The organism is Streptomyces sp. NPDC002889, from assembly GCF_042888425.1.
GTDB lineage: Bacteria > Actinomycetota > Actinomycetes > Streptomycetales > Streptomycetaceae > Streptomyces.
Genome location: NZ_JBIAPT010000026.1, coordinates 49,879 through 71,085 on the forward strand (window position 1 = coordinate 49,879; position 21,207 = coordinate 71,085).

At 70.0% G+C, this 21,207-nt stretch carries 21 protein-coding genes; 10 read left to right on the top strand and 11 right to left on the bottom strand.

Features of this window, described 5'->3' with window-relative positions:
* Nucleotides 1–9: 9 nt before the first annotated feature.
* Together ACFYWI_RS31040 and ACFYWI_RS31045 are read right to left on the bottom strand one after the other, a co-directional pair.
* Nucleotides 10–678: an ABC transporter permease gene (locus tag ACFYWI_RS31040; RefSeq protein ID WP_389238903.1), complete on the bottom strand. Its 669-nt coding sequence runs from the start codon at nt 676–678 to the stop codon at nt 10–12.
* Entirely contained in the window at nt 678–1,361 is a 684-nt protein-coding gene (locus ACFYWI_RS31045) for an ABC transporter permease (protein ID WP_389238905.1), read from the bottom strand. Before ACFYWI_RS31045 ends, ACFYWI_RS31040 begins: the two co-directional genes overlap by 1 nt.
* A gap of 143 nt (nt 1,362–1,504) precedes the next feature.
* Here ACFYWI_RS31045 and ACFYWI_RS31050 point away from each other — a divergent pair, with 143 nt between their 5' ends.
* Nucleotides 1,505–2,653, top strand: a complete 1,149-nt coding sequence (locus tag ACFYWI_RS31050; RefSeq protein ID WP_389238907.1) for an ABC transporter ATP-binding protein — start codon at nt 1,505–1,507, stop codon at nt 2,651–2,653.
* On the opposite strand, the gene ACFYWI_RS31055 is transcribed toward ACFYWI_RS31050, so the two are convergent.
* Complete coding sequence (locus ACFYWI_RS31055; protein WP_389238909.1) at nt 2,640–3,752, bottom strand: alpha/beta hydrolase; 1,113 nt, start codon at nt 3,750–3,752, stop codon at nt 2,640–2,642. The two genes, ACFYWI_RS31050 and ACFYWI_RS31055, sit on opposite strands and share 14 nt — an antisense overlap.
* 146 nt (nt 3,753–3,898) lie before the next feature.
* Between ACFYWI_RS31055 and ACFYWI_RS31060 the strand changes: the two genes are divergently transcribed.
* The 6 genes from ACFYWI_RS31060 to ACFYWI_RS31085 all read left to right on the top strand — a co-directional run bounded on the left by ACFYWI_RS31060 (nt 3,899) and on the right by ACFYWI_RS31085 (nt 8,926).
* Nucleotides 3,899–5,737, top strand: a complete 1,839-nt coding sequence (locus tag ACFYWI_RS31060) for a phosphatidylglycerol lysyltransferase domain-containing protein (RefSeq protein WP_389238911.1) — start codon at nt 3,899–3,901, stop codon at nt 5,735–5,737.
* A gap of 100 nt (nt 5,738–5,837) precedes the next feature.
* On the top strand, nt 5,838–6,695 hold the full coding sequence (gene folP, locus ACFYWI_RS31065) for a dihydropteroate synthase (RefSeq protein WP_389238913.1): 858 nt from the start codon (nt 5,838–5,840) through the stop codon (nt 6,693–6,695).
* A gap of 53 nt (nt 6,696–6,748) precedes the next feature.
* Nucleotides 6,749–7,138 (top strand): nuclear transport factor 2 family protein, encoded by a 390-nt coding sequence (locus tag ACFYWI_RS31070; protein WP_389239029.1) that lies wholly within the window; start codon nt 6,749–6,751, stop codon nt 7,136–7,138.
* A 229-nt stretch (nt 7,139–7,367) separates the two neighbouring features.
* Nucleotides 7,368–7,727, top strand: coding sequence for a dihydroneopterin aldolase (gene folB / locus ACFYWI_RS31075; protein ID WP_389238915.1), 360 nt, complete (start codon nt 7,368–7,370; stop codon nt 7,725–7,727).
* Nucleotides 7,724–8,323 (top strand): 2-amino-4-hydroxy-6-hydroxymethyldihydropteridine diphosphokinase, encoded by a 600-nt coding sequence (folK, locus tag ACFYWI_RS31080; protein WP_389238917.1) that lies wholly within the window; start codon nt 7,724–7,726, stop codon nt 8,321–8,323. The genes folB and folK overlap by 4 nt, the downstream gene beginning before the upstream one ends.
* 117 nt (nt 8,324–8,440) lie before the next feature.
* The gene (locus ACFYWI_RS31085) at nt 8,441–8,926 is read left to right on the top strand and encodes a DUF3180 domain-containing protein (protein ID WP_389238919.1); all 486 of its coding nucleotides are present in this window, start codon (nt 8,441–8,443) and stop codon (nt 8,924–8,926) included.
* A 100-nt stretch (nt 8,927–9,026) separates the two neighbouring features.
* Here the strand turns inward: ACFYWI_RS31085 and folE are convergent, their stop codons facing one another.
* From folE to dacB, 6 genes are all read right to left on the bottom strand, one after another.
* Nucleotides 9,027–9,632, bottom strand: a complete 606-nt coding sequence (folE, locus tag ACFYWI_RS31090; protein ID WP_389238921.1) for a GTP cyclohydrolase I FolE — start codon at nt 9,630–9,632, stop codon at nt 9,027–9,029.
* Between the two features lie 122 nt (nt 9,633–9,754).
* Complete coding sequence (ftsH, locus tag ACFYWI_RS31095; protein WP_389238923.1) at nt 9,755–11,779, bottom strand: ATP-dependent zinc metalloprotease FtsH; 2,025 nt, start codon at nt 11,777–11,779, stop codon at nt 9,755–9,757.
* 185 nt (nt 11,780–11,964) lie between these two features.
* A complete protein-coding gene (hpt, locus tag ACFYWI_RS31100) occupies nt 11,965–12,504 on the bottom strand; it encodes a hypoxanthine phosphoribosyltransferase (protein WP_389239031.1) in 540 nt (179 codons plus the stop codon).
* 87 nt (nt 12,505–12,591) lie between these two features.
* The gene (gene tilS, locus ACFYWI_RS31105) at nt 12,592–13,617 is read right to left on the bottom strand and encodes a tRNA lysidine(34) synthetase TilS (protein ID WP_389238925.1); all 1,026 of its coding nucleotides are present in this window, start codon (nt 13,615–13,617) and stop codon (nt 12,592–12,594) included.
* A gap of 270 nt (nt 13,618–13,887) precedes the next feature.
* On the bottom strand, nt 13,888–15,036 hold the full coding sequence (locus ACFYWI_RS31110; protein ID WP_389238927.1) for a zinc-dependent metalloprotease: 1,149 nt from the start codon (nt 15,034–15,036) through the stop codon (nt 13,888–13,890).
* A gap of 86 nt (nt 15,037–15,122) precedes the next feature.
* Nucleotides 15,123–16,526 (bottom strand): D-alanyl-D-alanine carboxypeptidase/D-alanyl-D-alanine-endopeptidase, encoded by a 1,404-nt coding sequence (gene dacB / locus ACFYWI_RS31115; RefSeq protein WP_389238929.1) that lies wholly within the window; start codon nt 16,524–16,526, stop codon nt 15,123–15,125.
* A gap of 86 nt (nt 16,527–16,612) precedes the next feature.
* On the opposite strand from dacB, the gene ACFYWI_RS31120 reads away from it, so the two are divergent.
* Together ACFYWI_RS31120 and ACFYWI_RS31125 are read left to right on the top strand one after the other, a co-directional pair.
* The gene (locus tag ACFYWI_RS31120; RefSeq protein WP_108151010.1) at nt 16,613–17,107 is read left to right on the top strand and encodes an inorganic diphosphatase; all 495 of its coding nucleotides are present in this window, start codon (nt 16,613–16,615) and stop codon (nt 17,105–17,107) included.
* A gap of 167 nt (nt 17,108–17,274) precedes the next feature.
* Nucleotides 17,275–18,927, top strand: a complete 1,653-nt coding sequence (locus ACFYWI_RS31125) for a threonine/serine exporter family protein (protein ID WP_389239033.1) — start codon at nt 17,275–17,277, stop codon at nt 18,925–18,927.
* Nucleotides 18,928–19,069: 142 nt separating this feature from the next.
* Here ACFYWI_RS31125 and ACFYWI_RS31130 read toward each other — a convergent pair whose 3' ends face one another.
* Nucleotides 19,070–19,768 carry a DedA family protein gene (locus ACFYWI_RS31130; protein ID WP_389238931.1) on the bottom strand — a complete coding sequence of 233 codons (699 nt, stop codon included), beginning with the start codon at nt 19,766–19,768 and terminating at the stop codon, nt 19,070–19,072.
* Nucleotides 19,769–19,953: 185 nt separating this feature from the next.
* Between ACFYWI_RS31130 and ACFYWI_RS31135 the strand changes: the two genes are divergently transcribed.
* A complete protein-coding gene (locus ACFYWI_RS31135) occupies nt 19,954–20,319 on the top strand; it encodes a YbjQ family protein (protein ID WP_389238933.1) in 366 nt (121 codons plus the stop codon).
* 53 nt (nt 20,320–20,372) lie between these two features.
* On the opposite strand, the gene ACFYWI_RS31140 is transcribed toward ACFYWI_RS31135, so the two are convergent.
* On the bottom strand, nt 20,373–21,131 hold the full coding sequence (locus ACFYWI_RS31140) for a MerR family transcriptional regulator (protein WP_389238935.1): 759 nt from the start codon (nt 21,129–21,131) through the stop codon (nt 20,373–20,375).
* Between the last annotated feature and the right edge of the window lie 76 nt (nt 21,132–21,207).

Genomic DNA, 21,207 nt, shown 5'->3' on the forward strand with positions numbered 1-21,207 from the left:
AGTGAGTCGTCACACTGTTTTCCGGAGGGGACTGCATATGCGGTCCACCACCACCAGCACGGCCTCCACCAGGAGGGCGAGCACGGCCACGAGCAGGGCGCCCGCGACCACTTGCGGAGTGTTGTACGTGTTGAACCCGGCCGTGATGATCCTGCCGAGGCCGCCCTGTCCGACCATCGCGGCGATCGTCGCGGTCGCGACGACCTGCACGGCGGCCGACCGCAGCCCGGTCATGATCATCGGGTACGCGAGGGGCAGTTCGACCCGGAGGAAGAGCTGCCCGCCGGACATCCCCATGCCCCGCGCGGCCTCCACCACCGCGCGGTCCACTTCCCGCATCCCCACATAGGCGTTGGTCAGCAGCGGGGGCACGGCGAACAGCACCAGCGCGGTGATGGTCGGGACATATCCGGCACTGCGCAACGGCGACACCATGAACAGGGCGAGCACCGCGAAGACCGGGACGGCGCGGCCCACGTTGGAGATGTTGACGGCGAGGGCGCCGCCGCGTCCGATGTGCCCCAGATACAGCGCGAGGGGCAGGGCGATCGCGCACGCGAGCGCGAGCGCGACCCCGCTGACGTACACGTGCTCGGCGAGCCGGTGCCAGGCACCGCTCTCCCCCGACCAGTTGGCACCCGTGGTCAGCCAGGTCCAGGCATCGGCCACCACTCCCATCAGTGGGCCCCCCGCGTCCGTATCCGGGTCCAGGGCGTCAGCAGCCGCTGCACCGCGAGCAGCAGCAGGTCGGCCGCGACGGCCAGCAGCACGCAGAGGACGGACGCGGTCAGTACCTGCGCCTTGAAGAAACTGGGCAGCGCGTCGTCGATGAGATTGCCGAGGCCGCCGCGGCCGACGATCGAGCCGATCGTGGTGAGCGCGACCGTCGAGACCGTGGCGATCCGCAGGCCCGCCATCAGCGCGGGCAGGGCCAGCGGAAGCTCGACCTCCCAGAGCAGCCGGCCCGGGCCGTACCCCATCCCGCGGGCCGCCTCCCGCGCCTCGTCCGGGACGGCCTCCAGGCCCGCAAGGATGTTCCTCACGAGGATCGTCAGCGAATACAGCACCAGACCCGTGATCACCAGTGCGGCCGAGAGCCCGAACACGGGCAGCAGCAGCGAGAACATCGCGAGCGACGGAACCGTGTAGAGCACGGTCGTCAGCCCCAGGACCGGACCGGCGAACCGCGGGCGGCTGCGGGCGAGCAGCGCCAGGGGGAAGGCCACGACCAGTCCGATCAGGACCGAGACCGCCGTGATCCAGACATGCTGGACCGTCGCATCGATCAGCTCCCCGCTGCGGGAGCGGAGATACTCACCGCAGATCCAGTCGTTGGCGACCAGACAGTTCCGACCGGCCATTGCCTCCACCCCCCATCCGGTATTCGACTTCTTCGACCGGCAACCGACCCTAACCCCCGCCACCGACAATCGCCGAGGAGCTTCGCATTCCGGCAACACGCCCTTCACACGACACCCGGCACCACCCGCCACAATGGGGAACCATGATCCGATTCGAGCACGTCACCAAGCGCTACCCGGACGGCACCACCGCCGTCGACGATCTCTCCTTCGAGGTCACCGCGGGCGAACTGGTCACGCTCGTCGGACCGTCCGGCTGCGGCAAGACGACCACCATGAAGATGGTCAACCGCCTCATCGAACCGAGCAGTGGCCGGATATTCCTGGACGGGCAGGACATCTCGGCCCTCGATCCGGTCGAACTGCGCCGCCGTATCGGCTATGTGATCCAGCAGGTCGGCCTCTTCCCCCACAAGACGGTCCTGGAGAACACCGCGACCGTGCCCCATCTGCTGGGCTGGAAACGCGGAAAGGGCCGCGAGCGCGCCGCCGAGCTCCTGGACCTGGTGGGACTGGACCCGTCCGTCTACGGCGACCGCTACCCCGAGCAGCTCTCCGGAGGCCAGCGTCAGCGCGTCGGCGTGGCCCGGGCGCTGGCGGCCGATCCGCCCGTGCTGCTGATGGACGAGCCGTTCGGCGCGGTCGACCCGGTGGTGCGCGAGCATCTGCAGAACGAGTTCCTCAAGCTCCAGTCCCAGATGCGCAAGACCGTCCTCTTCGTCACCCATGACATCGAGGAGGCCGTACGGCTGGGCGACCGTATCGCCGTCTACGGCGACGGGCGGATCGAGCAGTTCGACGCACCGGCCGCCGTCCTGGGAGCTCCCGCCACCGCATACGTCGCGGACTTCGTCGGCGCCGACCGAGGCCTCAAGCGGCTCTCGGTGACCCCTATCGAGGAGGGCGATCTGGAGCAGCCGCCCGTCGTCCATCTCGACGACGCGCTGCCCCGCGACCTCGGTTCGCGCTGGGCCGTCGTGCTGGATGCCGAGGACAATCTGCACGGCTGGATCTCCGCCGAACAGGCCTCGTCCGGCAAGGGATCCGTACGCGAACACGCGCGCCGCATGAACGCCTGGCTGCCCGTGGGCGCCTCGCTCAAGCAGGCCTTCTCGACCATGCTGCAGCACGACGCCGGCTGGATCGCGGTCATCGACCGGGAGGAGACGGGCCGGTTCCTCGGTGTCCTGACGCCGGCCCGCCTGCACGAGGCACTGCGCCGCTCCATCGACGCGGACGCGCAGGACATCCCCCGTACCGACGTGGAACTGGACACGGTCAGCCGGCGCTGAGCCTGCCGCTGATCCACTCCAGCGCCGGCGGGATCTCCCGCCGCCAGGTGTTGAAGTTGTGCCCGCCGCTGTCCAGCATGATCGACGAGACCCGCGCGGGCGCCTTCACCTTCGCGATGAAGTCCAGCGTCCCCCTGAGGTTGCCCTCACCCTGCCGCGAGCTGGTGACCAAGAAGGACGAATCGCCCTGCGGCAGATGGTCCAGGCTCCACAGCAGATCCGCCCGCTTGCGCGCCCGGTCGCTGCCGTGGAAGAGGTCTCCGGTCGTCGGGTCCTCGGCCGCCCGGTAGTGCGCGGAAAGACCCGCACCCGCCGCGAACTGCTCCGGGTGGTGCAACGCGATCTTCAAAGCGCAGTAACCGCCGGTGGAGTTGCCGATGAGTCCCCAGTTCCGCGCCGCGGACCCGACCCGGTAGGTCCCGGAGACCGCCTTCGGCAGATCCCTCGCGAAGAACGTCTCGGCCTGCGGCCCGCCGGGAACGTCCACGCACTCGGTGTCCCGCGGCGGCTCCACGGTCGGGCGCAGCATCACCAGCACCATCGGCTGCGCCCGGCCCTCCTCGGCGAGCCCCAACGCGGTCCTCGGGTATGTCAGCCCCGTGAGCAGATTCTCCGCGGTCCCCGGGTATCCCGTCAGGACCACGACCGCCGGAAAGGTGCTTTTCCGGTGTTTCGTCTGGAAGTACTCCGGCGGCAGATACACATAGGCCGGGCTGTCGATCCCCGACTTCTCCCCGGCGACGACGACCTTGTGGATCTGCCCGCCCGAAGCGGGCCGCGCACCTCCCGGCACCCGAGGCTGCTGCTTCTCGACGACCGTGATGTGCGACCGGCCGGCCGAATGGTCCACGACCACGCCGAGATCCTGCTCCTGACCGAAGAGATCCGCCCAGGAACCGTAGAAGAGAAAGGACTTGTTGGCCGCGAGACCGACCGCGGCGAACACGACGAGCTGGGTGACGAGCAGCAGAGCGACCCGTCCGGCCACCGCACGCACACCGCCGCGCGCCAGCCGCGGCCACAGCCAGATGGTGGCCATGAACAGCGTCAGCGCCGCCAGAACAGTCAAGGCCAGGACTTTGTTGCTGGTCAGACCCATGAGTCGCACGTGCCTTCTGCGGGGAGAATTTCGCGGGGCGAGTGAACCCGCCTCCCCTAACTCCCGTCCTAGAGAGCGCAAATCGTCCGGGGCCATGTGACCTGAGGCCCTTGGACGCAAGATCTCTCGCGGAGTCACGGGAAGCGATGTCTGCAACGGTAGATGGGGACAAATCTGGATTGGTTCCGGATTGGGTACGCCGCGCCCTGCGTGGCCCCCGGCCGGAGACGGTGCCCGCGATGGTGGGCACCGCCTGCACCTTCGTCGGCCTGATCGACATCGCCGCCGGGGTCTTCCCCCGGTTCCGGCACAGCCGCATGCACTCGCTCGTCGAGGTACTGCCCGGCGCCACGGGCCCGTTCGCCGCGGCCCTGTCGCTCGGCGCCGGCGTCCTGCTGCTGCTCCTCGCCCATGGAATCAAGCGCCACAAGCGCCGCGCCTGGCGGGCCGCGGTCATCCTGCTGCCGGCCGGAGCAGCGGCCCAGTTCGCCTACCGGCACTCCGTCATCGGCGCACTGATCTCGCTCACGCTGCTGGCCCTGCTGCTGCGCCACCGGGGCGAGTTCGCCGCACTGCCCGACCCGCGCAGCCGCTGGCGGGCCCTTGCCAACTTCGTCCTCATGAGCGCGGGTTCCCTCGGGCTCGGCCTGGTGATCGTCAGCGCGCACCCGAGCGAAGTCGTCGGCAGCCCCAGCCTCACCGACCGCCTCGAGCACGTCATCTACGGACTCTTCGGCTTCGAGGGCCCCATCGACTACGCGGACCGGGTCTCCTGGACCGTCGGCTACTCGCTCGGCGCACTCGGTCTGCTGACCGCCGTCACCACCATCTACCTCGCCTTCCGGCCCGAACACCCGGCGGCCCGCCTCACCGAGGACGACGAGCGCCGGCTGCGCGACCTGCTCTCCGTGCACGGCGGCCGGGACTCACTCGGCCACTTCGCACTGCGCCGCGACAAGGGCGTTGTCTTCTCGCCCAGCGGCAAGGCGGCCGTCTGCTACCGCGTCGTCTCCGGGGTGATGCTCGCCAGCGGCGACCCGATCGGCGACGTCGAGGCCTGGCCCGGCGCCATCGAACGCTTCATGGACGAGGCCAAGGCGCACTCCTGGACCCCGGCGGTGATGGGCTGCTCCGAGACCGGCGGCGAGGTCTGGACCCGGGAGACCGGCCTGGACGCGCTGGAACTGGGGGACGAGGCGGTGGTGGACGTCGCGGATTTCTCCCTGACCGGGCGCACGATGCGGAACGTACGCCAGATGGTGAAGCGGATCGAACGCAATGGCTATGAGACCCGCGTACGGCGCGCCCGTGATCTCTCCGAGGCCGAACTTGAGCACATCCGGCGCGCCGCGGCCGCCTGGCGCGGCACCGACACCGAGCGCGGGTTCTCCATGGCGCTGGGACGCATAGGCGACCCGGCGGACGGGGACGCCGTCATCGCCACCGCGCACAAGGCCGACCGAGATGCGCCGGACTCCGCCTACGGCGACCTGAAGGCGATCATCCACTTCGTACCGTGGGGCACCGACGGCATGTCCCTGGAACTGATGCGGCGCGACCGCTCGGCCGACCCCGGGATGAACGAACTGCTCATCGTCGCCGCCCTGCAGGCGGCGCCCGCGCTGAAGGTCGAGCGGGTCTCCCTCAACTTCGCGATGTTCCGCTCGGCGCTGGCCCGCGGCGAGAAGATCGGAGCGGGCCCGGTGCTGCGGATATGGCGCGGGCTGCTCGTGTTCCTCTCCCGGTGGTTCCAGATCGAATCGCTGTACAAGTTCAACGCCAAGTTCCGGCCCCGCTGGGAACCGCGATTCGTCGTCTTCCGCAGCACCCGGGACCTGCCGCGCATCGGCTTCGCCGCAATGCAGGCGGAGGGCTTCGTGAACATCGCGCTCCCCCGCCTCCTCGCCGGCCGCCCCGCCCGCCGGGCCCGCCCCTGCGCCCACCTCGCCCGCCATACGGACCAGCGAGAGGTCCGCGCCGCGTGAGCCTGCCCGTACGGGACCGGCGCGGGCGCCGCGCGCACGGACCGGGCCGGGACCTGCGGGACTGGCGCAGGCCCTGCCCATGCGGGCCTAGGCTGAGCACATGAGTACGTTGCGCGGACGTGGCAGTGCGGACGGCCTGCCCCAGTGGGACCGCTGTGCGGTCATGGGAGTCGTCAATGTGACACCGGACTCCTTCTCCGACGGCGGCCACTGGTTCGACACCACGGCCGCCGTCAAGCGCGGCCTCGACCTGGTCGTGCAGGGCGCCGACCTGATCGACGTCGGCGGCGAGTCGACCAGGCCCGGTGCCACCCGCGTCGACGAGGACGAGGAGCTGCGCCGGGTCGTCCCGGTCGTGCGGGGTCTCGCCTCGGAGGGCGTGACCGTCTCCGTCGACACCATGCGCGCCGGCGTCGCCGAGCAGGCCGTCGCGGCCGGTGCGGTGCTCGTCAACGACGTCAGCGGCGGTCTCGCCGACCCACGGATGGTCCCCACGGTGGCCGCCCTCGACACCCCGTTCGTGGTCATGCACTGGCGTGGGTTCAGCGAGGACATGAACAGCCGCGCCGTGTACGGCGATGTCGTCGCCGAGGTCGTCGCCGAACTGCGCGAGCGCATCGAGGCCGTCATCGACGGCGGTATCGCCCCTGAACGGATCGTCATCGACCCGGGGCTCGGCTTCGCCAAGCAGGCCGAACACGACCTCGCCCTCGTCGCCCACCTCGCCGAGCTGCGCGCTCTGGGCCGCCCCGTACTGGTGGCCGCATCCCGCAAGCGGTTCCTCGGCCATGTCCTGGCCAAGCGCGGTGCCGCGCCCCCGGCCCGCGAGCGCGACGCCGCCACCGCCGCCGTCTCCGCCATCGCGGCACACGAGGGCGCGTGGGCGGTACGGGTCCATGAGGTACGGGCCACCGCGGACGCCGTCCGGGTCGCGCGGGCCGTCGAGGGCGCCCGGTGAGCCGTACCGATCTGGAACTGGTCGAGGAGGCCAACACCGCCTTCTACGAGACCATGGAGCGCGGCGACTTCGAGCGGCTCTCCACGCTCTGGCTGGACGACGAGATCTCCTGCATCCACCCCGGCTGGCCGGTGCTCTCGGGCCGCGGCGAGGTGCTCCGTTCGTACGCGCTCATCATGGCGAACACCGAGTACATCCAGTTCTTCCTCACCGACGTCAAGGTGAGCGTGAGCGGTGACACCGCGCTGGTCACCTGTACGGAGAACATCCTCAGCGGCGGCCCCGCCGAGGAGGCCGGCGAGCTCGGACCGCTCGTCGGGCAGTTGGTCGTCGCCACCAATGTGTTCCGCCGCACATCGGACGGCTGGAAGATCTGGTCGCACCACGGCTCGCCGGTCCTCACCGAAAGCGACGACGACCAGGACGACGAAGCCCCCGCGTAACGGCTCCCCGGGTCGGCTCCCCTCATAAGGGGGTAACCGGGCCTGTGAGGGATTCGACATCCGATCCCCCGGGTATACGCGGCTACCGGCCTTGCGCGGTTTCGTCCATGGCACCCATGGGCGAACACTGTCGGTGCCCGCAGGTAGATTCGAATGCGGGTACCACGCCGCCCGCACGCGGCTGGGTGCCCGAAGCCCGCTGGAAGTACCAAGAGCAGGAGTGATTCGCGTGGATCGTGTCGCGCTGCGCGGCCTCAAGGCCCGCGGGCACCACGGCGTGTTCCCCCGGGAACGCGAGGAAGGCCAGACCTTCATCGTCGACCTGGTGCTCGGCCTCGACACCCGCCCCGCGGCGGCCGACGACGACCTGGCGAAGACCGTCCACTACGGCGTGGTGGCCGAGGAGGTCGTCGCCGTCGTCGAGGGCGAGCCCGTCGACCTGATCGAGACGCTTGCCGAGCGGATTGCCCAGAAGTGCCTCAAGCACGACGGCGTGGAGGAGGTCGAGGTGGTCGTGCACAAGCCGGACGCCCCCATCACGGTGCCCTTCGACGATGTGACGATCACGATCACCCGGAGCCGAGTATGAACCAGGCAGCCAGCGACCCGACCGTCCAGCCGGTGCCCTCGTCGGTGGTGGAGCAGGTGGACGCCGCCGATGTCACGCTGTCCAACCCGAAACAGGCCGTGATCTCGCTCGGCTCCAACCTGGGCAACCGCATGGAGACGCTCCAGGGCGCCATCGACGCCCTCGAGGACACCCCGGGACTGCGGGTGAAGGCCGTCTCGCCGGTCTACGAGACGGAGCCGTGGGGTGTCGAGCCCGGCACCCAGCCCTCGTACTTCAACGCGGTGGTCGTGATCAGGACCACCCTGCCCCCGTCCTCGCTCCTGGAGCGCGGCCAGGCCATCGAAGAGGCCTACGACCGGGTCCGTGAGGAGCGCTGGGGGCCGCGCACCATCGACGTCGACATCGTGGCCTACGCGGACGTCGTCTCCGACGACCCGGCCCTGACGCTGCCGCACCCGCGCGCCCATGAGCGCGCCTTCGTGCTGGCGCCGTGGCACGACGTGCAGCCGGAGGCGCAGCTGCCGGGCCGGGGCGCGGTGGCCGAGCTGCTGGCCGATATGGGGCGCCATGGGGTTCAGCCCCGCCCCGACCTGGAACTGCGGCTGCCCGAGTAGTCGTTAGGCTCGTACGCGACGCGCGCGCCACGGACGGGCGACGGGGCGCGCGGACGCGACGTTCGACACGTACGCGACGACTTGGTGCGGCTGGATCGGTGAAGGGCGGCTTTCTCGGTGAAGCAACTACGGCTCGGTGTACTGGCCGGTCTCTTCGCCGCGGCAGGAGTGCTGTCCTGGGGTGGTGCGCGGTTGTGGGACTCCCTGGGCACACTGCCCAGCGTGCCGGTGGCCGCACCGATCGTGCTGGCGGCGATCGCCGTCGTCCTCACCGCGACCGCGCTCTCGCTGCGCGCCCGCCTGCGGGCCCAGCGCGAGCGCCGGCCCGGCGCGAAGGGCGTCGAGCCCCTGATGGCCGCCCGCGCGGTGGTCTTCGGCCAGGCGAGCGCGCTGGTCGCGGCACTGGTGAGCGGGATGTACGGCGGCGTGGGCGTGTACCTGCTGAGCTTCCTCGACATCCCGCCCCGCCGGGACCAGGCGATCTACGCCGGGTTCTCGGTGGTGGCCGGCATCGGCGTGATCGCGGCGGCATTCTTCCTGGAGCGGGTGTGCAAGCTCCCCGAGGACGAGGACAACGGCAAGGGCCAGGTCCCCACCGTCTGACCCGTCCTCGCCGTCCGACCCGTCCTCACGGACTCACCGCGGCGCCCGGCCGGTCGACTCCACCGGTCCGGGACCGTACCGGGCACCTCCGACGTCCTGGCTATCGCGCCATGATCAGGCTCATCGCCTCGTTGCGCGTCGCCACGTCCCGCAGTTGGCCGCGGACCGCCGAGGTGATCGTCTTGGCGCCCGGCTTGCGGATGCCACGCATCGACATGCACATGTGCTCGCACTCGATGACCACGATCACGCCACGTGGCTCGAGGATCTCCATCAGGGAGTCGGCGATCTGCGTGGTCAGCCTCTCCTGCACCTGCGGGCGGCGGGCGAAGACGTCGACGAGGCGGGCCAGCTTGGACAGGCCCGTGATCTTGCCCGTGGTCGACGGGATGTAGCCGACGTGCGCCACGCCCCGGAACGGCACCAGATGGTGCTCACAGGTCGAGAACACCTCGATGTCCTTCACCAGGACCATCTCGTCGTGCCCCAGGTCGAACGTCGTCGTCAGCACGTCCTCCGGCTCCTGCCACAGGCCGGCGAATATCTCCCTGTACGCCCGTGCCACCCGGCCCGGGGTCTCCCGCAGCCCCTCGCGGTCCGGGTCCTCGCCGACCGCGATGAGAAGTTCCCGAACGGCGTTCTCGGCCCGCTTCTCGTCGAATATGCCGATCGTGCCCTCGCCGTCCAGCGTCACCGGGTCGGTCATCTGTGCCTCGTTCCGTTCCTGTACTCCGACATGGCGCCAAAACGCCGCACCTCCCAGGCTAGAACCTGGGAGGTGCGGCGTTCATTCCGGTCTAGCTGCCCTGCGGGCCGGAAACCTGCTGGTCAGGCCTCCGGGCGCTCCTCCGGGACCGCCTCGGACGGCGCCTTGGTGACATCGGTCACCGACGGCGCCGAGCCGTTCGCCGCGCCGTTGGTCAGCGCCAGCTCCTTCGGCGAGAGCACCGGCGGACGCGTCGAGGGCGTGCGCATCGAGGAGCCGGTCCACGCCGGGCGGGCCGGGCGCTTCACGATCGGCGCGAAGATCTCGGCGATCTGCTCCTTGCCGAGGGTCTCCTTCTCCAGCAGCTGGAGGACCAGGTTGTCGAGAACGTCGCGGTTCTCGACGAGAATCTCCCAGGCCTCGTTGTGGGCGGTCTCGATGAGCTTCTTGACCTCTTCGTCGACCAGCGCCGCGACCTCTTCCGAGTAGTCGCGCTGATGCGCCATCTCCCGGCCCAGGAAGGGCTCGGTGTTGTCGCCGCCGAACTTGATCGCACCCAGCCGCTCGGTCATGCCGTACTGCGTGACCATCGCGCGGGCCGTGGCGGTGGCCTTCTCGATGTCGTTGGCCGCACCGGTGGTCGGGTCGTGGAAGACCAGCTCCTCGGCCGCCCGCCCGCCCAGCATGTACGCCAGCTGGTCGAGCATCTCGTTGCGCGTGGTCGAGTACTTGTCCTCTTCCGGGAGCACCATCGTGTAGCCGAGGGCCCGGCCGCGGGACAGGATCGTGATCTTGTGGACCGGGTCGGAGTTCGGCGAAGCCGCCGCGACCAGGGCGTGACCGCCCTCGTGGTACGCGGTGATCTTCTTCTCCTTGTCCGACATGATCCGGGTCCGCTTCTGCGGGCCCGCGACCACACGGTCGATCGCCTCGTCCAGCGCGTGATTGTCGATCAGCTTCTTGTCGCCGCGCGCGGTGAGCAGCGCCGCTTCGTTCAGCACGTTCGACAGGTCGGCGCCGGTGAAACCGGGCGTACGCCGGGCGACGGCGCCCAGGTCGACGTCCGGGGCGACCGGCTTGCCCTTCTGGTGGACCTTGAGGATCTCCAGACGGCCCTGCATGTCGGGACGGTCGACGGCGATCTGCCGGTCGAAGCGGCCCGGGCGCAGCAGCGCCGGGTCGAGGATGTCCGGCCGGTTGGTGGCGGCGATCAGGATGACGCCGCCCTTGACGTCGAAGCCGTCCATCTCGACGAGCAGCTGGTTCAGGGTCTGCTCACGCTCGTCGTGGCCACCGCCGAGACCGGCACCGCGGTGCCGGCCGACGGCGTCGATCTCGTCGACGAAGACGATCGCCGGGGCGTTCGCCTTGGCCTGCTCGAACAGGTCACGGACTCGGGAGGCACCGACACCGACGAACATCTCGACGAAGTCGGAACCGGAGATCGAGTAGAAGGGGACGCCCGCCTCACCCGCGACGGCGCGGGCGAGCAGCGTCTTGCCCGTACCGGGCGGACCGTACAGCAGCACGCCCTTGGGGATCTTGGCGCCGACGGCCTGGAACTTGGCCGGTTCCTGCAGGAACTCCTTGATCTCGTGGAGTTCCTCGACGGCCTCGTCGGACCCGGCCACATCGGAGAAGGTGGTCTTGGGGGTGTCCTTGGTGATCAGCTTCGCCTTGGACTTCCCGAAGTTCATGACGCGGGAGCCGCCGCCCTGCATCTGGTTCATCAGGAAGAGGAAGACCACGACGATCAGGACGAAGGGCAGCAGGGACAGCAGCACCGAGACGAACGGGCTCTGCTTCGAGGGCGAAACCGTGTAGCCCTCCTTGATCTCGCCCGCCTCGTACTTCTGCTGCAGCGTGTTGGCCAGGTCGGCACCCTGGGTGCCGATGTAGCTGGCCTGGATCTTGTCGCTGCCCTTGACCTTCTGGCCTTCCTTGAGGTCAGCCTTGATGATCTGTTCGTCGCCGGTGGTCAGCTTGACCTGGTCGACCTGGTTCTTGCTGATCGCCTTGACGACGTCGCCGGTGTCGACCGTCTTGTAGCCGCCGGAGGAGCCGACAACCTGCATCAGCACGACCACGGCGAGGACGGCCAGCACGATCCACATGACCGGCCCACGGAAGTATCGCTTCACGTCCATCCATACGGAGCGAATTCGCTCCGTCCCTCCTGCCCGTAGTAAATGCTGCTGTGAGACTGCTCTGAATTGAAGACAACTGTTCTTCGGACGGTACCTCAGCATCGTGACCGTGACCGCACGGTACGGCTGACCAACCCGCCCTCCCCACCATCAACGGCCGGAGGGGGGCTGTGGTTCCCGTTCGGTCAGCCGCCGTAGACGTGCGGGGCGAGCGTCCCGACGAACGGGAGGTTCCGGTACTTCTCCGCGTAGTCCAGACCGTAGCCGACGACGAACTCGTTCGGGATGTCGAAGCCGATCCACTTCACGTCGATCGCGACCTTTGCGGCATCCGGCTTACGCAGCAGGGTGCACACCTCCAGGGAGGCGGGCTCGCGCGAGCCGAGGTTCGACAGAAGCCACGAGAGCGTGAGGCCGGAGTCGATGATGTCCTCGACGATCAGGACGTGCTTGCCCTTGATGTCGGTGTCCAGGTCCTTGAGGATCCGGACGACGCCGGACGACTGGGTGCCCGCGCCGTAGGACGACACCGCCATCCAGTCCATGGTGACCGGGGTGGACAGCGCACGCGCCAGGTCCGCCATCACCATCACGGCGCCCTTGAGGACACCGACGAGGAGCAGATCCTTGCCCGCGTACTCCGCGTCGATCTTCGCCGCCAGCTCGACCAGCTTCGCGTCGATCTCTTCCTTGGTGATGAGCACCGACTGGAGATCGGTGCCCATGTCCTTCTCGTTCACCCGCGTCGCTTTCTGTTGCCGGGGTCCGGGGGGTTCCCCGGGTGACTCGGCCGGCGTGTTACCGCGGCCGCGTCAGCCTTGCCGGATGACAAGTCTGCCACCCTGCCGGTGCGCCTCGACGCGGCCGGGCAGATTGATGGCCCGCTGACCGCGCCATCCGGTGATCAGACGGTCGACTTCCTCGATGTGACGGGCGAAGAGCGAACCGGCGGGCGAACCTGCCTCGATGACGGCTCTGCGCAGCACCCGGCGGCGTACGGCGGGGGGCAGCGCGAACAGCTTGGCGCACTCCAGGAGCCCGGCGTCGTCCCGTACGACGGCGTCCACGTCGGCGGCCCAGGCGTCCAGCGCGTCGGCGTCGTCGCGGGCGAGCTGGGCGGTACGGGCCAGTGCCTCGACGACGCCCTTGCCGAGTGCCTTCTCCAGGGCGGGCAGGCCCTCGTGACGCAGCCTGGAGCGGGTGTAGGCCGGGTCGGCATTGTGCGGGTCGTCCCAGACCGGCAGCGACTGGACCATGCATGCCTTGCGGGCGATCTGCCGGTCGATCTCGAGGAAGGGGCGGCGGTAACGGCCGGCCGCCCCCGAGGCGGCGGCCATTCCGGACAGTGAACGGATCCCGGAGCCGCGTGCGAGACCGAGCAGGACGGTTTCGGCCTGGTCGTCGCGGGTGTGGCCGAGCAGTACGGCGCAGGCGCCTAGGCGCTCGGCGGCCTCGTCCAGCGCGGCGTAGCGGGCATGCCGGGCGGCGGCCTCGGGGCCGCCTTCGCGGCCGACCTTCACGGTCACGGCCTCGACGGGATCGAGCTGCATGGCGGTGAGGCGGGCGGCAACTTCGGCGGCGCGGAGGCCGGAGCCGTCCTGGAGGCCGTGGTCGACGGTGATGCCGCCGGCGCGGACGCCGAGCTTGGGGGCCTCGAAGGCGAGTGCGGAGGCGAGCGCCATCGAGTCGGCGCCGCCCGAACAGGCCACCAGCACGAGCGGTGGTGGGGACACGGGCGCTGTCGTGTCCCCGGAGTTTTCGGGGTGCTGTGTGAGTACGTCGTGGAGTACGCGGCGGACCGCCAGGCGTATCGCTGCGACCGCAGGATGGGGACCCATGTCCGGTGCCCTTCGTGAAAGTGTCGGGAGGGGTGCCTCGGCCGACGTCGTCGAATCGTCCGCGCCGTCGAAGCCGTCGAAGCCGTCAGTCGTCGATGCCGTCTGAAGCCGTCTGAAACCGTCGAGTGAGGAAGAGCAATCAGTCACTCAGAGTGCGTCGATGGTGACAGAACCGAGCCGATACCCGAGCATCGCACGCCTACCCAGCGCTCACGGTCCCTCGGATGGGTGATTGGAGGGGGCATTCCACTGTCGTCGGCCGCCTTCGGTTCACGACTCTGCCTTACGGTGCACCCTCGCGACCCAGTCCGCCGGTTTGGCGATCTCCGCCTTGGTCGGGAGTGTGTTCGGCGATGTCCAGACCCGGTTGAAACCAGCCGTCCCCACCTCCTCCACCACGGCCCGCACGAAGCGCTCACCGTCGCGGTACTGACGCAGCTTGGCGTCGAGTCCCAGCAGCTTGCGCAGCGCCAGGTCGAGCCGGCTCGCCCCCCGGGCCCTGCGCTGCTGGAACTTCTCCCTGATCTCGGCGACGGACGGCACCACATCGGGCCCGACCCCGTCCATCACGAAGTCGGCGTGCCCCTCCAGCAGGGACATCACGGCGGTCAGCCGGCCCAGGATCTCCCGCTGGGCGGGGGTCTGCACCAGCTCGACGAGGGAGTGGCCGCTCTCGCTCTCCTCCCCCTCGGGACGGGCGCCGGCAAGCGACTGGGCGGCCTCCCGGAACCGTTCCAGTACGGTCATCGGGTCCACCTCGGTCTGCCCGAGGAACGACTGGATCTCGGCCTCGAGATGGTCGCGCAGCCATGGAACACCGGTGAACTGCGTACGGTGGGTCTCCTCGTGCAGACAGACCCAGAGCCGGAAGTCGTGCGGGTCCACGTCCAGTTCCCGCTCGACATGGACGATGTTCGGCGCGACCAGCAGCAGCCGTCCGCCGCCGCTGCCGTTCGCGGCGGCGGGCTCACCGGCGGGCAGCTCACGGGTCGCGGGGGCGAAGGTCTCGTACTGTCCCAGCACCCGCGAGGCCAGGAACGACAGCAGCATGCCCAGCTCGACGCCGGTCACCTTGCCGCCGACGGCGCCCAGGACCGCCCCTCCCGGCGTACCCGAGCGGCGCTCCTGCATCTTGTCCAGCAGCGGCCGCAGCAGTTCGCGGAAGCCCGCGACGTTCGCCTTGACCCAGCCGGCCCGGTCCACGACCAGGACCGGGGTGTCCACCGGCTCGGAGCCGTCGGGGATCATCCGGGTGAATGACCGGACGTGTTCCTCGGAGGCCTTGGCATGCCGCCGCAGCTCGGCGACGACTGCGCGCGCCTCGTCCCTGCTCACCTCGGGACCGGGCCGCACGAAGCGGGTCGCGGTCGCGACGGCGAGATTCCAGTCGACCATCTCGGCACCACCGATGCTCGTCATGCGTCAACCGTACGTTCTTCGCCGCGGCTGCGGTGAGGTGTTGACCGCCGATGGTTGGTCCCGCCGCCTCCTGGCAGGCCCGCCGGTCACGGCACCAGCGCGGCCGCCAGCCGGTCCAGAGCGGGCCGGGCGACGTCGCGCGAGGCCGTGTCACCGGCCAGGAAGGCGAAGGCCAGCAGTCGGCCATCAGCGGTGACGACGGTGCCCGCGAGGGTGTCGACACCGCTCAGGGTGCCGGTCTTGGCGCGCACCAGGCCGGTGCCCGCCGGGCTGTTGGCGTAGCGGTCCTCCAGTGTGCCGGTGAAGCCGGCCACCGGCAGTCCGGTGAGGATCGGGCGCAGTTCGGGGTGGTTGGGGTCACCCGCCTTGGCGAGCAGTGCCGTGAGCAGGGCCGCCGAGACCTTGTCCCCCCGGTTCAGACCGCTGCCGTCGGCGAACCGGGCGCCCTCGAGCGGCAGTTCCAGCCGCCGCAGCTGCGCGGCCACGGCGCGCCCGGCGCCCGCGAAGTGGGCCTTTTCGCCTGTGGCCACAGCGGTCTGGCGGGCGAGGGACTCCGCGATGTCGTTGTCGCTGGTGGTCAGCATCCGCTCGACCACAGCGGAGACGGGGAGCGAGAGAACCTGGGCGAGGGGGACGGCTTTCGGTACGGGACGGCCGTGGGCGGGGTCGGCCGAGGTGCGTACTCCACGCTCGGCCAGCAGTTGCTCGAACAGCGTGGCCGCTTCACCGGCCGGGTCGTCGGTGCGCGCCGCGTCGCCGGTGCTCTTCGGGTTCCGTCTGCCCTGCCCGACCATCAGGGCGCTGACGGGGGCGATGTTGCCGTTGGGGCCGATGGGGTGCACAAGGGGGCCCTCGTACAGGGAGGTGTCGTAGGTGAGACGGACCGTGGTGACCCCGCGATCGCGCAGGGCACGAGCGGTCCGGTCGGCGAGCCTGGTCAGGCCCACCCGGTCGAGCGTGGCGTCGCCGCCGCCGACCAGGGTGATCTTCTCGGCGTCCGCGGCCGCCACGACGGTGGTGGGGATGCGATGGTCCGGGCCGAGTGCCGTCAGCGCCGCGGCAGCCGTGGCGATCTTGACCGTGGAGGCCGGGGTCATCGGGGTCTCGGCGCCTCGGCCGTACAGCCGCGCGCCCGTGGTGACGTCGACGACGCAGGCCGTGCGGACCGGGCCGAGGGCCGGGTCGTCGAGCAGCGGTGCGAGGACCTTTTTCAGGCCGTCCGGCGCCTTCGCAGGGGGCGTGGCGGATGCGGTCGCCGGGGTGCCCAGGGCGATGAGCACGCCGGGGGCGCTCGGCGCGGGCGCGGGTCGCTTCGGCGCTTCGGGCTGGTGATGTGCCTCACCCGCTCGGCCCTGGGCGGCGGCCCACCGCTTCTCGGCCTTACGCTGACCCGAGTCCCAGGGACCCGCCGCGGCCACCGCTCCGGCGGCGAGGGCGAGGCCGACCACGGCGGCGCCCGCAGCGAGCTGCCACGTCCTGACCTCTGGCACCTCGTACCAGCCCCTTTCGCGATCACACACCTGCGTGAGGGACACTTAACCACCAGACCTATGTGTTGATCATGGAGGAGCCACCCGTGGAGTTCGACGTCACCATCGAGATCCCGAAGGGTTCGCGGAACAAGTACGAGGTGGACCACGAGACCGGTCGGATCCGCCTTGACCGTCGACTCTTCACCTCGACCAGCTACCCGGCCGACTACGGCTTCGTCGAGAACACCCTCGGCGAGGACGGCGACCCGCTGGACGCGCTGGTCATCCTTGACGAGCCGACCTTCCCCGGCTGCCTGATCAAGTGCCGCGCCATCGGCATGTTCCGGATGACGGACGAGGCCGGCGGTGACGACAAGCTGCTGTGCGTGCCGGCCTCCGACCCGCGTGTGGAGCACCTGCGCGACATCCACCACGTGTCCGAGTTCGACCGCCTGGAGATCCAGCACTTCTTCGAGGTCTACAAGGACCTGGAGCCCGGCAAGTCCGTCGAGGGCGCGAACTGGGTCGGCCGCACCGAGGCCGAGGCCGAGATCGAGGCGTCCTACAAGCGCCTTGAGGCGCAGGGCGGCGCGCACTGACCGCACGCCACTGAACACCCCGGCCGCGTGAAGCGGCCCCGGTGCCGTCCGACGCGGGCGGGACGCCCCAAGGGTGTCCCGCCCGCGTCGCGTAGCACCCCATGTCCACGCCCATACTGGGCAGACGCGCCCACACAGCGCGGGACGAGAGGGAGCGAGGACAGGACGTGGTGGCGGAGCCCGAGGGTCCGGAAGACCGGAAGCCTCAGTCCGACGAGGCGCACAGCGCGTTCGCACCGCCTGCGGGGGTGGAGCAGCCGGAGGCGCCGGAGGAGGACCATCCGTCGTCGGAGTTCGCCGTTCCACAGGGTTTCGCCCCGGAGCCTCCCGCCGAGCCGGAGGGTTCCGCGTTCGCTCCGCCCAGCACCTACAGCGCCCGGCGCTCGCCGCCCGCGTTCACTCCCGCCCACGGCATCCCGGTGGTCCGGATGACCAAAGGCGCGCCCTGGCAGGACCGGATGCGCGCGATGCTGCGGATGCCGGTGGGCGAGCGCCCGGTGCCCGAGACGGCACACCGGCAGGACGAGGCCGGGCCTGCCGTACCCCGCGTACTGGACCTCACGCTGCGTATCGGCGAGCTGCTGCTCGCGGGCGGCGAGGGCGCCGAGGACGTCGAGGCGGCGATGTTCGCCATCTGCCGCTCGTACGGGCTCGACCGCTGCGAGCCCACAGTCACCTTCACCCTGCTGTCGATCACCTATCAGCCGTCGCTGGTCGACGACCCGGTGACGGCCAATCGCACCGTACGGCGCCGCGGTACCGACTACACGCGTCTCGCGGCCGTCTACCGGCTCGTTCACGACATCAGCGAGGAGGAGTCGGAGGTCACGCTGGAGGAGGCCTATCGGCGCCTCGCGGAGATCCGGCGCAACCGGCACCCCTATCCCGGCTGGGCGCTGACCCTGGCCGGCGGGCTGCTGGCCGGCGCGGCGTCCGTGCTGGTGGGCGGCGATGTGCTGGTGTTCATCGCGGCGATGATCAGTGCGATGCTCGGGGACCGGCTGGCGTGGCTGTGCGCCGGGCGCGGGCTGCCGGAGTTCTACCAGTTCGTCGCGGCCGCCATGCCGTCGGCGGCGATGGGCGTGGCGCTGACGCTGTCACCGCTGGACGTGCGGGCCTCCGCCGTGATCACCGGTGGGCTGTTCGCGCTGATCCCGGGGCGGGCCCTGGTGGCCGGTGTGCAGGACGGCCTGACCGGCTTCTACATCACCGCGGCCGCCCGTCTCCTCGAGGTCGGTTATCTCGTGGTGGCCATCGTGATCGGCGTGCTGTCGGTGCTGTACATGGGGTTCGCGCTGGACGCCGGGCTCAGCCCGGAGACGGCCATCCACATCGTGGAACGGCCGGTGATCCAGACGCTCGCGGCGATGGCGCTGTCCCTGTGCTTTGCCGTGATGCTCCAGCAGGAGCGCAGCACACTGCCGCTGGCCGCCCTCAACGGTGGTGTCGCCTGGGTGGTCTACGCAGCCCTCGCGAACACCGCGAATGTCTCGCCGGTCGCCGCGACGGCGGCCGCGGCCGGTCTCGTCGGCCTGTTCGGGCAGATGTTCTCGCGCTACCGGTTCGCGTCCGCGCTGCCGTACGTCACGGCCGCGATCGGGCCGCTGCTGCCGGGCAGCGCCATGTACTTCGGACTGCTGTCGATCGCCAGGAACGATCTGAACACGGGCCTCGCCTCGCTGAGCAAGGCGGCCGCCCTGGCACTCGCCATCGCGATCGGGGTGAACCTGGGCGGGGAAATCTCGCGGCTGTTCCTGCGGGTGCCGGGCGCCGAGGGCCCGGCCGAACGCCGCGCGGCCAAGCGGACACGCGGTTTCTGACGGACCCGGTGGCGGTCTCCCGCGCAATGTGGGCGCTCGCCCGGGCCGTCCCCGGCCGTGGTCCGGCGCCTCCGCCGGCGGCGGTTGCAGGACGGGTCCCGCGCCCGCCCGGCAGCCCCGGTCGGGGCTGCCGGGCGTGTGGTCAGCGCTTGGCGTGCCGGCCGCGCTGTGCCGGGGACACCTCGTCGGCCGGGCCGGATTCGGCGGCCGCGGCCTGCTTCTTGCCCTTGGAGCGGGCCCGCAGGAACTCGATCGCGATCGGGACCACCGAGATCAGGACGATCAGGATCAGGATCGCCTCGATGTTCTTGTGGACGAACTCGATCTTGCCGAGGGCGGCCCCGAGCAGGGTGACGCCGGCGCCCCACAGGGTGCCGCCGATGATGTTGAAGGTGATGAACGAGCGGTAGTTCATCCGGCTCACACCGGCGATGATCGGCGTGAAGGTGCGCACGATGGGCACGAAGCGGGCCAGCACCAGCGACTTGGGACCGTACTTCTCGAAGAACTCGTGCGCCTTCTCCACGTTCTCCTGCTTGAAGAGCCTGGAGTCCGGGCGCTTGAAAAGGGCCGGGCCGACCTTGCGGCCGAAGAGATAGCCCACCTGGTCACCGATGATCGCGGCGAGCACGATCAGCAGACACACCAGCCACAGCGGGACGTCCAGCGTGCCCGCGGTGACCAGCAGGCCGGTGGTGAACAGCAGCGAGTCACCCGGCAGGAAGAAGCCGATGAGCAGGCCGGACTCGGCGAAGACGATGACGAGCACACCGATCAGCCCGAAGGTCCCGATCAGATAGTCCGGGTCCAGCCAGCTCGGTCCGAGCGCAAGGGTTGTCACGAGGTCCGGGCTCCTGAGTCGATAGTCGGTCGAGCGGTAATTCGGCGTGGTCGGCCGCCCCAAGCTATCAACGCAAGGTGACCGCTCCACGTTCCACCGGCCCGCTCAGGATGCACTGTGCCGCGCCTGGGACAAAGCTGTTGTCCCACACGCCCGCGCGGCAGCCGTACGGAAGGCGGACACAGATGGGCATCGACGACTACGGCGGTGGACAGGGAACCGGTTCGGATGTGCTGGTCGTCACGACGAACGACGTACCGGGATTCCGGGTCCAGGAGGTGATCGGCGAGGTCTTCGGACTGACCGTGCGGTCACGGCATCTGGGCAGCCAGATCGGCGCGGGACTCAAGTCGATGATCGGCGGCGAGCTCAAGGGCCTGACCAAGACCCTGGTGGAGACCCGCAACCAGGCCATGGAGCGCCTGGTCGAACAGGCCCGGGCGCGCGGCGCGAACGCGGTGCTGATGTTCCGCTTCGACGTGACGGAGGCGGCGGAGGTCGGCACCGAGGTCTGCGCCTACGGCACGGCGGTTGTCATCGCCCGCACCTGAGGCGTCCGCGAGCCCGTGCGGCCTCCGGGGTGGCCCCCCGGAGGCAGACCCGATCAGGCGTTGCGCACCGCGTTCGCGATGATCGCGTCGCGCAGGTGCTCGGCCAGACCGGGCCGCGTCCGGTCGTAGAACGCCCGGAACCGCTCGTCCGCGACATACATCTCGCCGAGACACGTGTGGATCTCGTACGTGCACTCGTAGAACCACCTGCTGATGTGCCGGCGATGCTCCTCGGCCAGCGCCATGGCCCGCTCGCCCGTCGGCTCCTCACCGTCCGCCATCAGGGACTCGTAGCGCGCGCCCCAGTCGGCGGCCTCGTCCTGCATCCGCTTCCAGTCGTCCTTGGTGTAACCCGGGACCCGGCGCTGGGACTCGGCGTAGGCCTCGGTGGCGCCCCAGCGCTGCTCGGCCTCCTGCGCGTAATGCTCCGGGTCCTTGTCCCCGAAGACCTCGAACCTCTCCTCGGGCGTGAGGTTGATGCCCATCTTCTTCGCCTCCATGGCTCGTTCCACCGCCGCGGCCATCTCCTGCAGCTTGGTGATCCGGGCGGACAGCAGCTCGTGCTGCCGTCGCAGATGTGCCTGCGGGTCCGCATCCGGGTCGTCGAGCAGGGCCGCGACCTCGTCGAGGGGAAAGCCGAGCTCCCGGTAGAACAGGATCTGCTGCAGCCGGTCGAGGTCGGCGTCCTCGTAACGCCGGTGGCCCGCATGCCTGCGGCCGCCCGGACGGAGCAGCCCGATCTCGTCGTAGTGATGCAGCGTGCGCACCGTGACCCCGGCGAAATCGGCGACCTGTCCCACGGAGTAGCCCATCGCTTCCGCTCCTTCGCTGTTCGGTACGCACCTGAGCCTGAGCCCTCACGCCACGTGAGGTGCAAGCCCGGTTCCG

Excerpts from the sequence above, each read along its gene's own strand:
- folE (WP_389238921.1), bottom strand. The coding sequence starts at position 9,632 with ATGACCGACCCGGTGACGCTGGACGGCGAGGGCACGATCGGCATATTC.
- ACFYWI_RS31140 (WP_389238935.1), bottom strand. The coding sequence starts at position 21,131 with ATGGGCTACTCCGTGGGACAGGTCGCCGATTTCGCCGGGGTCACGGTG.
- folP (WP_389238913.1), top strand. The coding sequence starts at position 5,838 with ATGAGTACGTTGCGCGGACGTGGCAGTGCGGACGGCCTGCCCCAGTGG.
- ACFYWI_RS31060 (WP_389238911.1), top strand. The coding sequence starts at position 3,899 with ATGTCTGCAACGGTAGATGGGGACAAATCTGGATTGGTTCCGGATTGG.
- ACFYWI_RS31135 (WP_389238933.1), top strand. The coding sequence starts at position 19,954 with ATGGGCATCGACGACTACGGCGGTGGACAGGGAACCGGTTCGGATGTG.
- ftsH (WP_389238923.1), bottom strand. The coding sequence starts at position 11,779 with ATGGACGTGAAGCGATACTTCCGTGGGCCGGTCATGTGGATCGTGCTG.
- ACFYWI_RS31040 (WP_389238903.1), bottom strand. The coding sequence starts at position 678 with ATGGGAGTGGTGGCCGATGCCTGGACCTGGCTGACCACGGGTGCCAAC.
- tilS (WP_389238925.1), bottom strand. The coding sequence starts at position 13,617 with ATGGGTCCCCATCCTGCGGTCGCAGCGATACGCCTGGCGGTCCGCCGC.
- ACFYWI_RS31050 (WP_389238907.1), top strand. The coding sequence starts at position 1,505 with ATGATCCGATTCGAGCACGTCACCAAGCGCTACCCGGACGGCACCACC.
- hpt (WP_389239031.1), bottom strand. The coding sequence starts at position 12,504 with ATGGGCACCGATCTCCAGTCGGTGCTCATCACCAAGGAAGAGATCGAC.
- ACFYWI_RS31070 (WP_389239029.1), top strand. The coding sequence starts at position 6,749 with ATGGAGCGCGGCGACTTCGAGCGGCTCTCCACGCTCTGGCTGGACGAC.
- ACFYWI_RS31110 (WP_389238927.1), bottom strand. The coding sequence starts at position 15,036 with ATGACGAGCATCGGTGGTGCCGAGATGGTCGACTGGAATCTCGCCGTC.
- folK (WP_389238917.1), top strand. The coding sequence starts at position 7,724 with ATGAACCAGGCAGCCAGCGACCCGACCGTCCAGCCGGTGCCCTCGTCG.
- ACFYWI_RS31055 (WP_389238909.1), bottom strand. The coding sequence starts at position 3,752 with ATGGGTCTGACCAGCAACAAAGTCCTGGCCTTGACTGTTCTGGCGGCG.
- ACFYWI_RS31045 (WP_389238905.1), bottom strand. The coding sequence starts at position 1,361 with ATGGCCGGTCGGAACTGTCTGGTCGCCAACGACTGGATCTGCGGTGAG.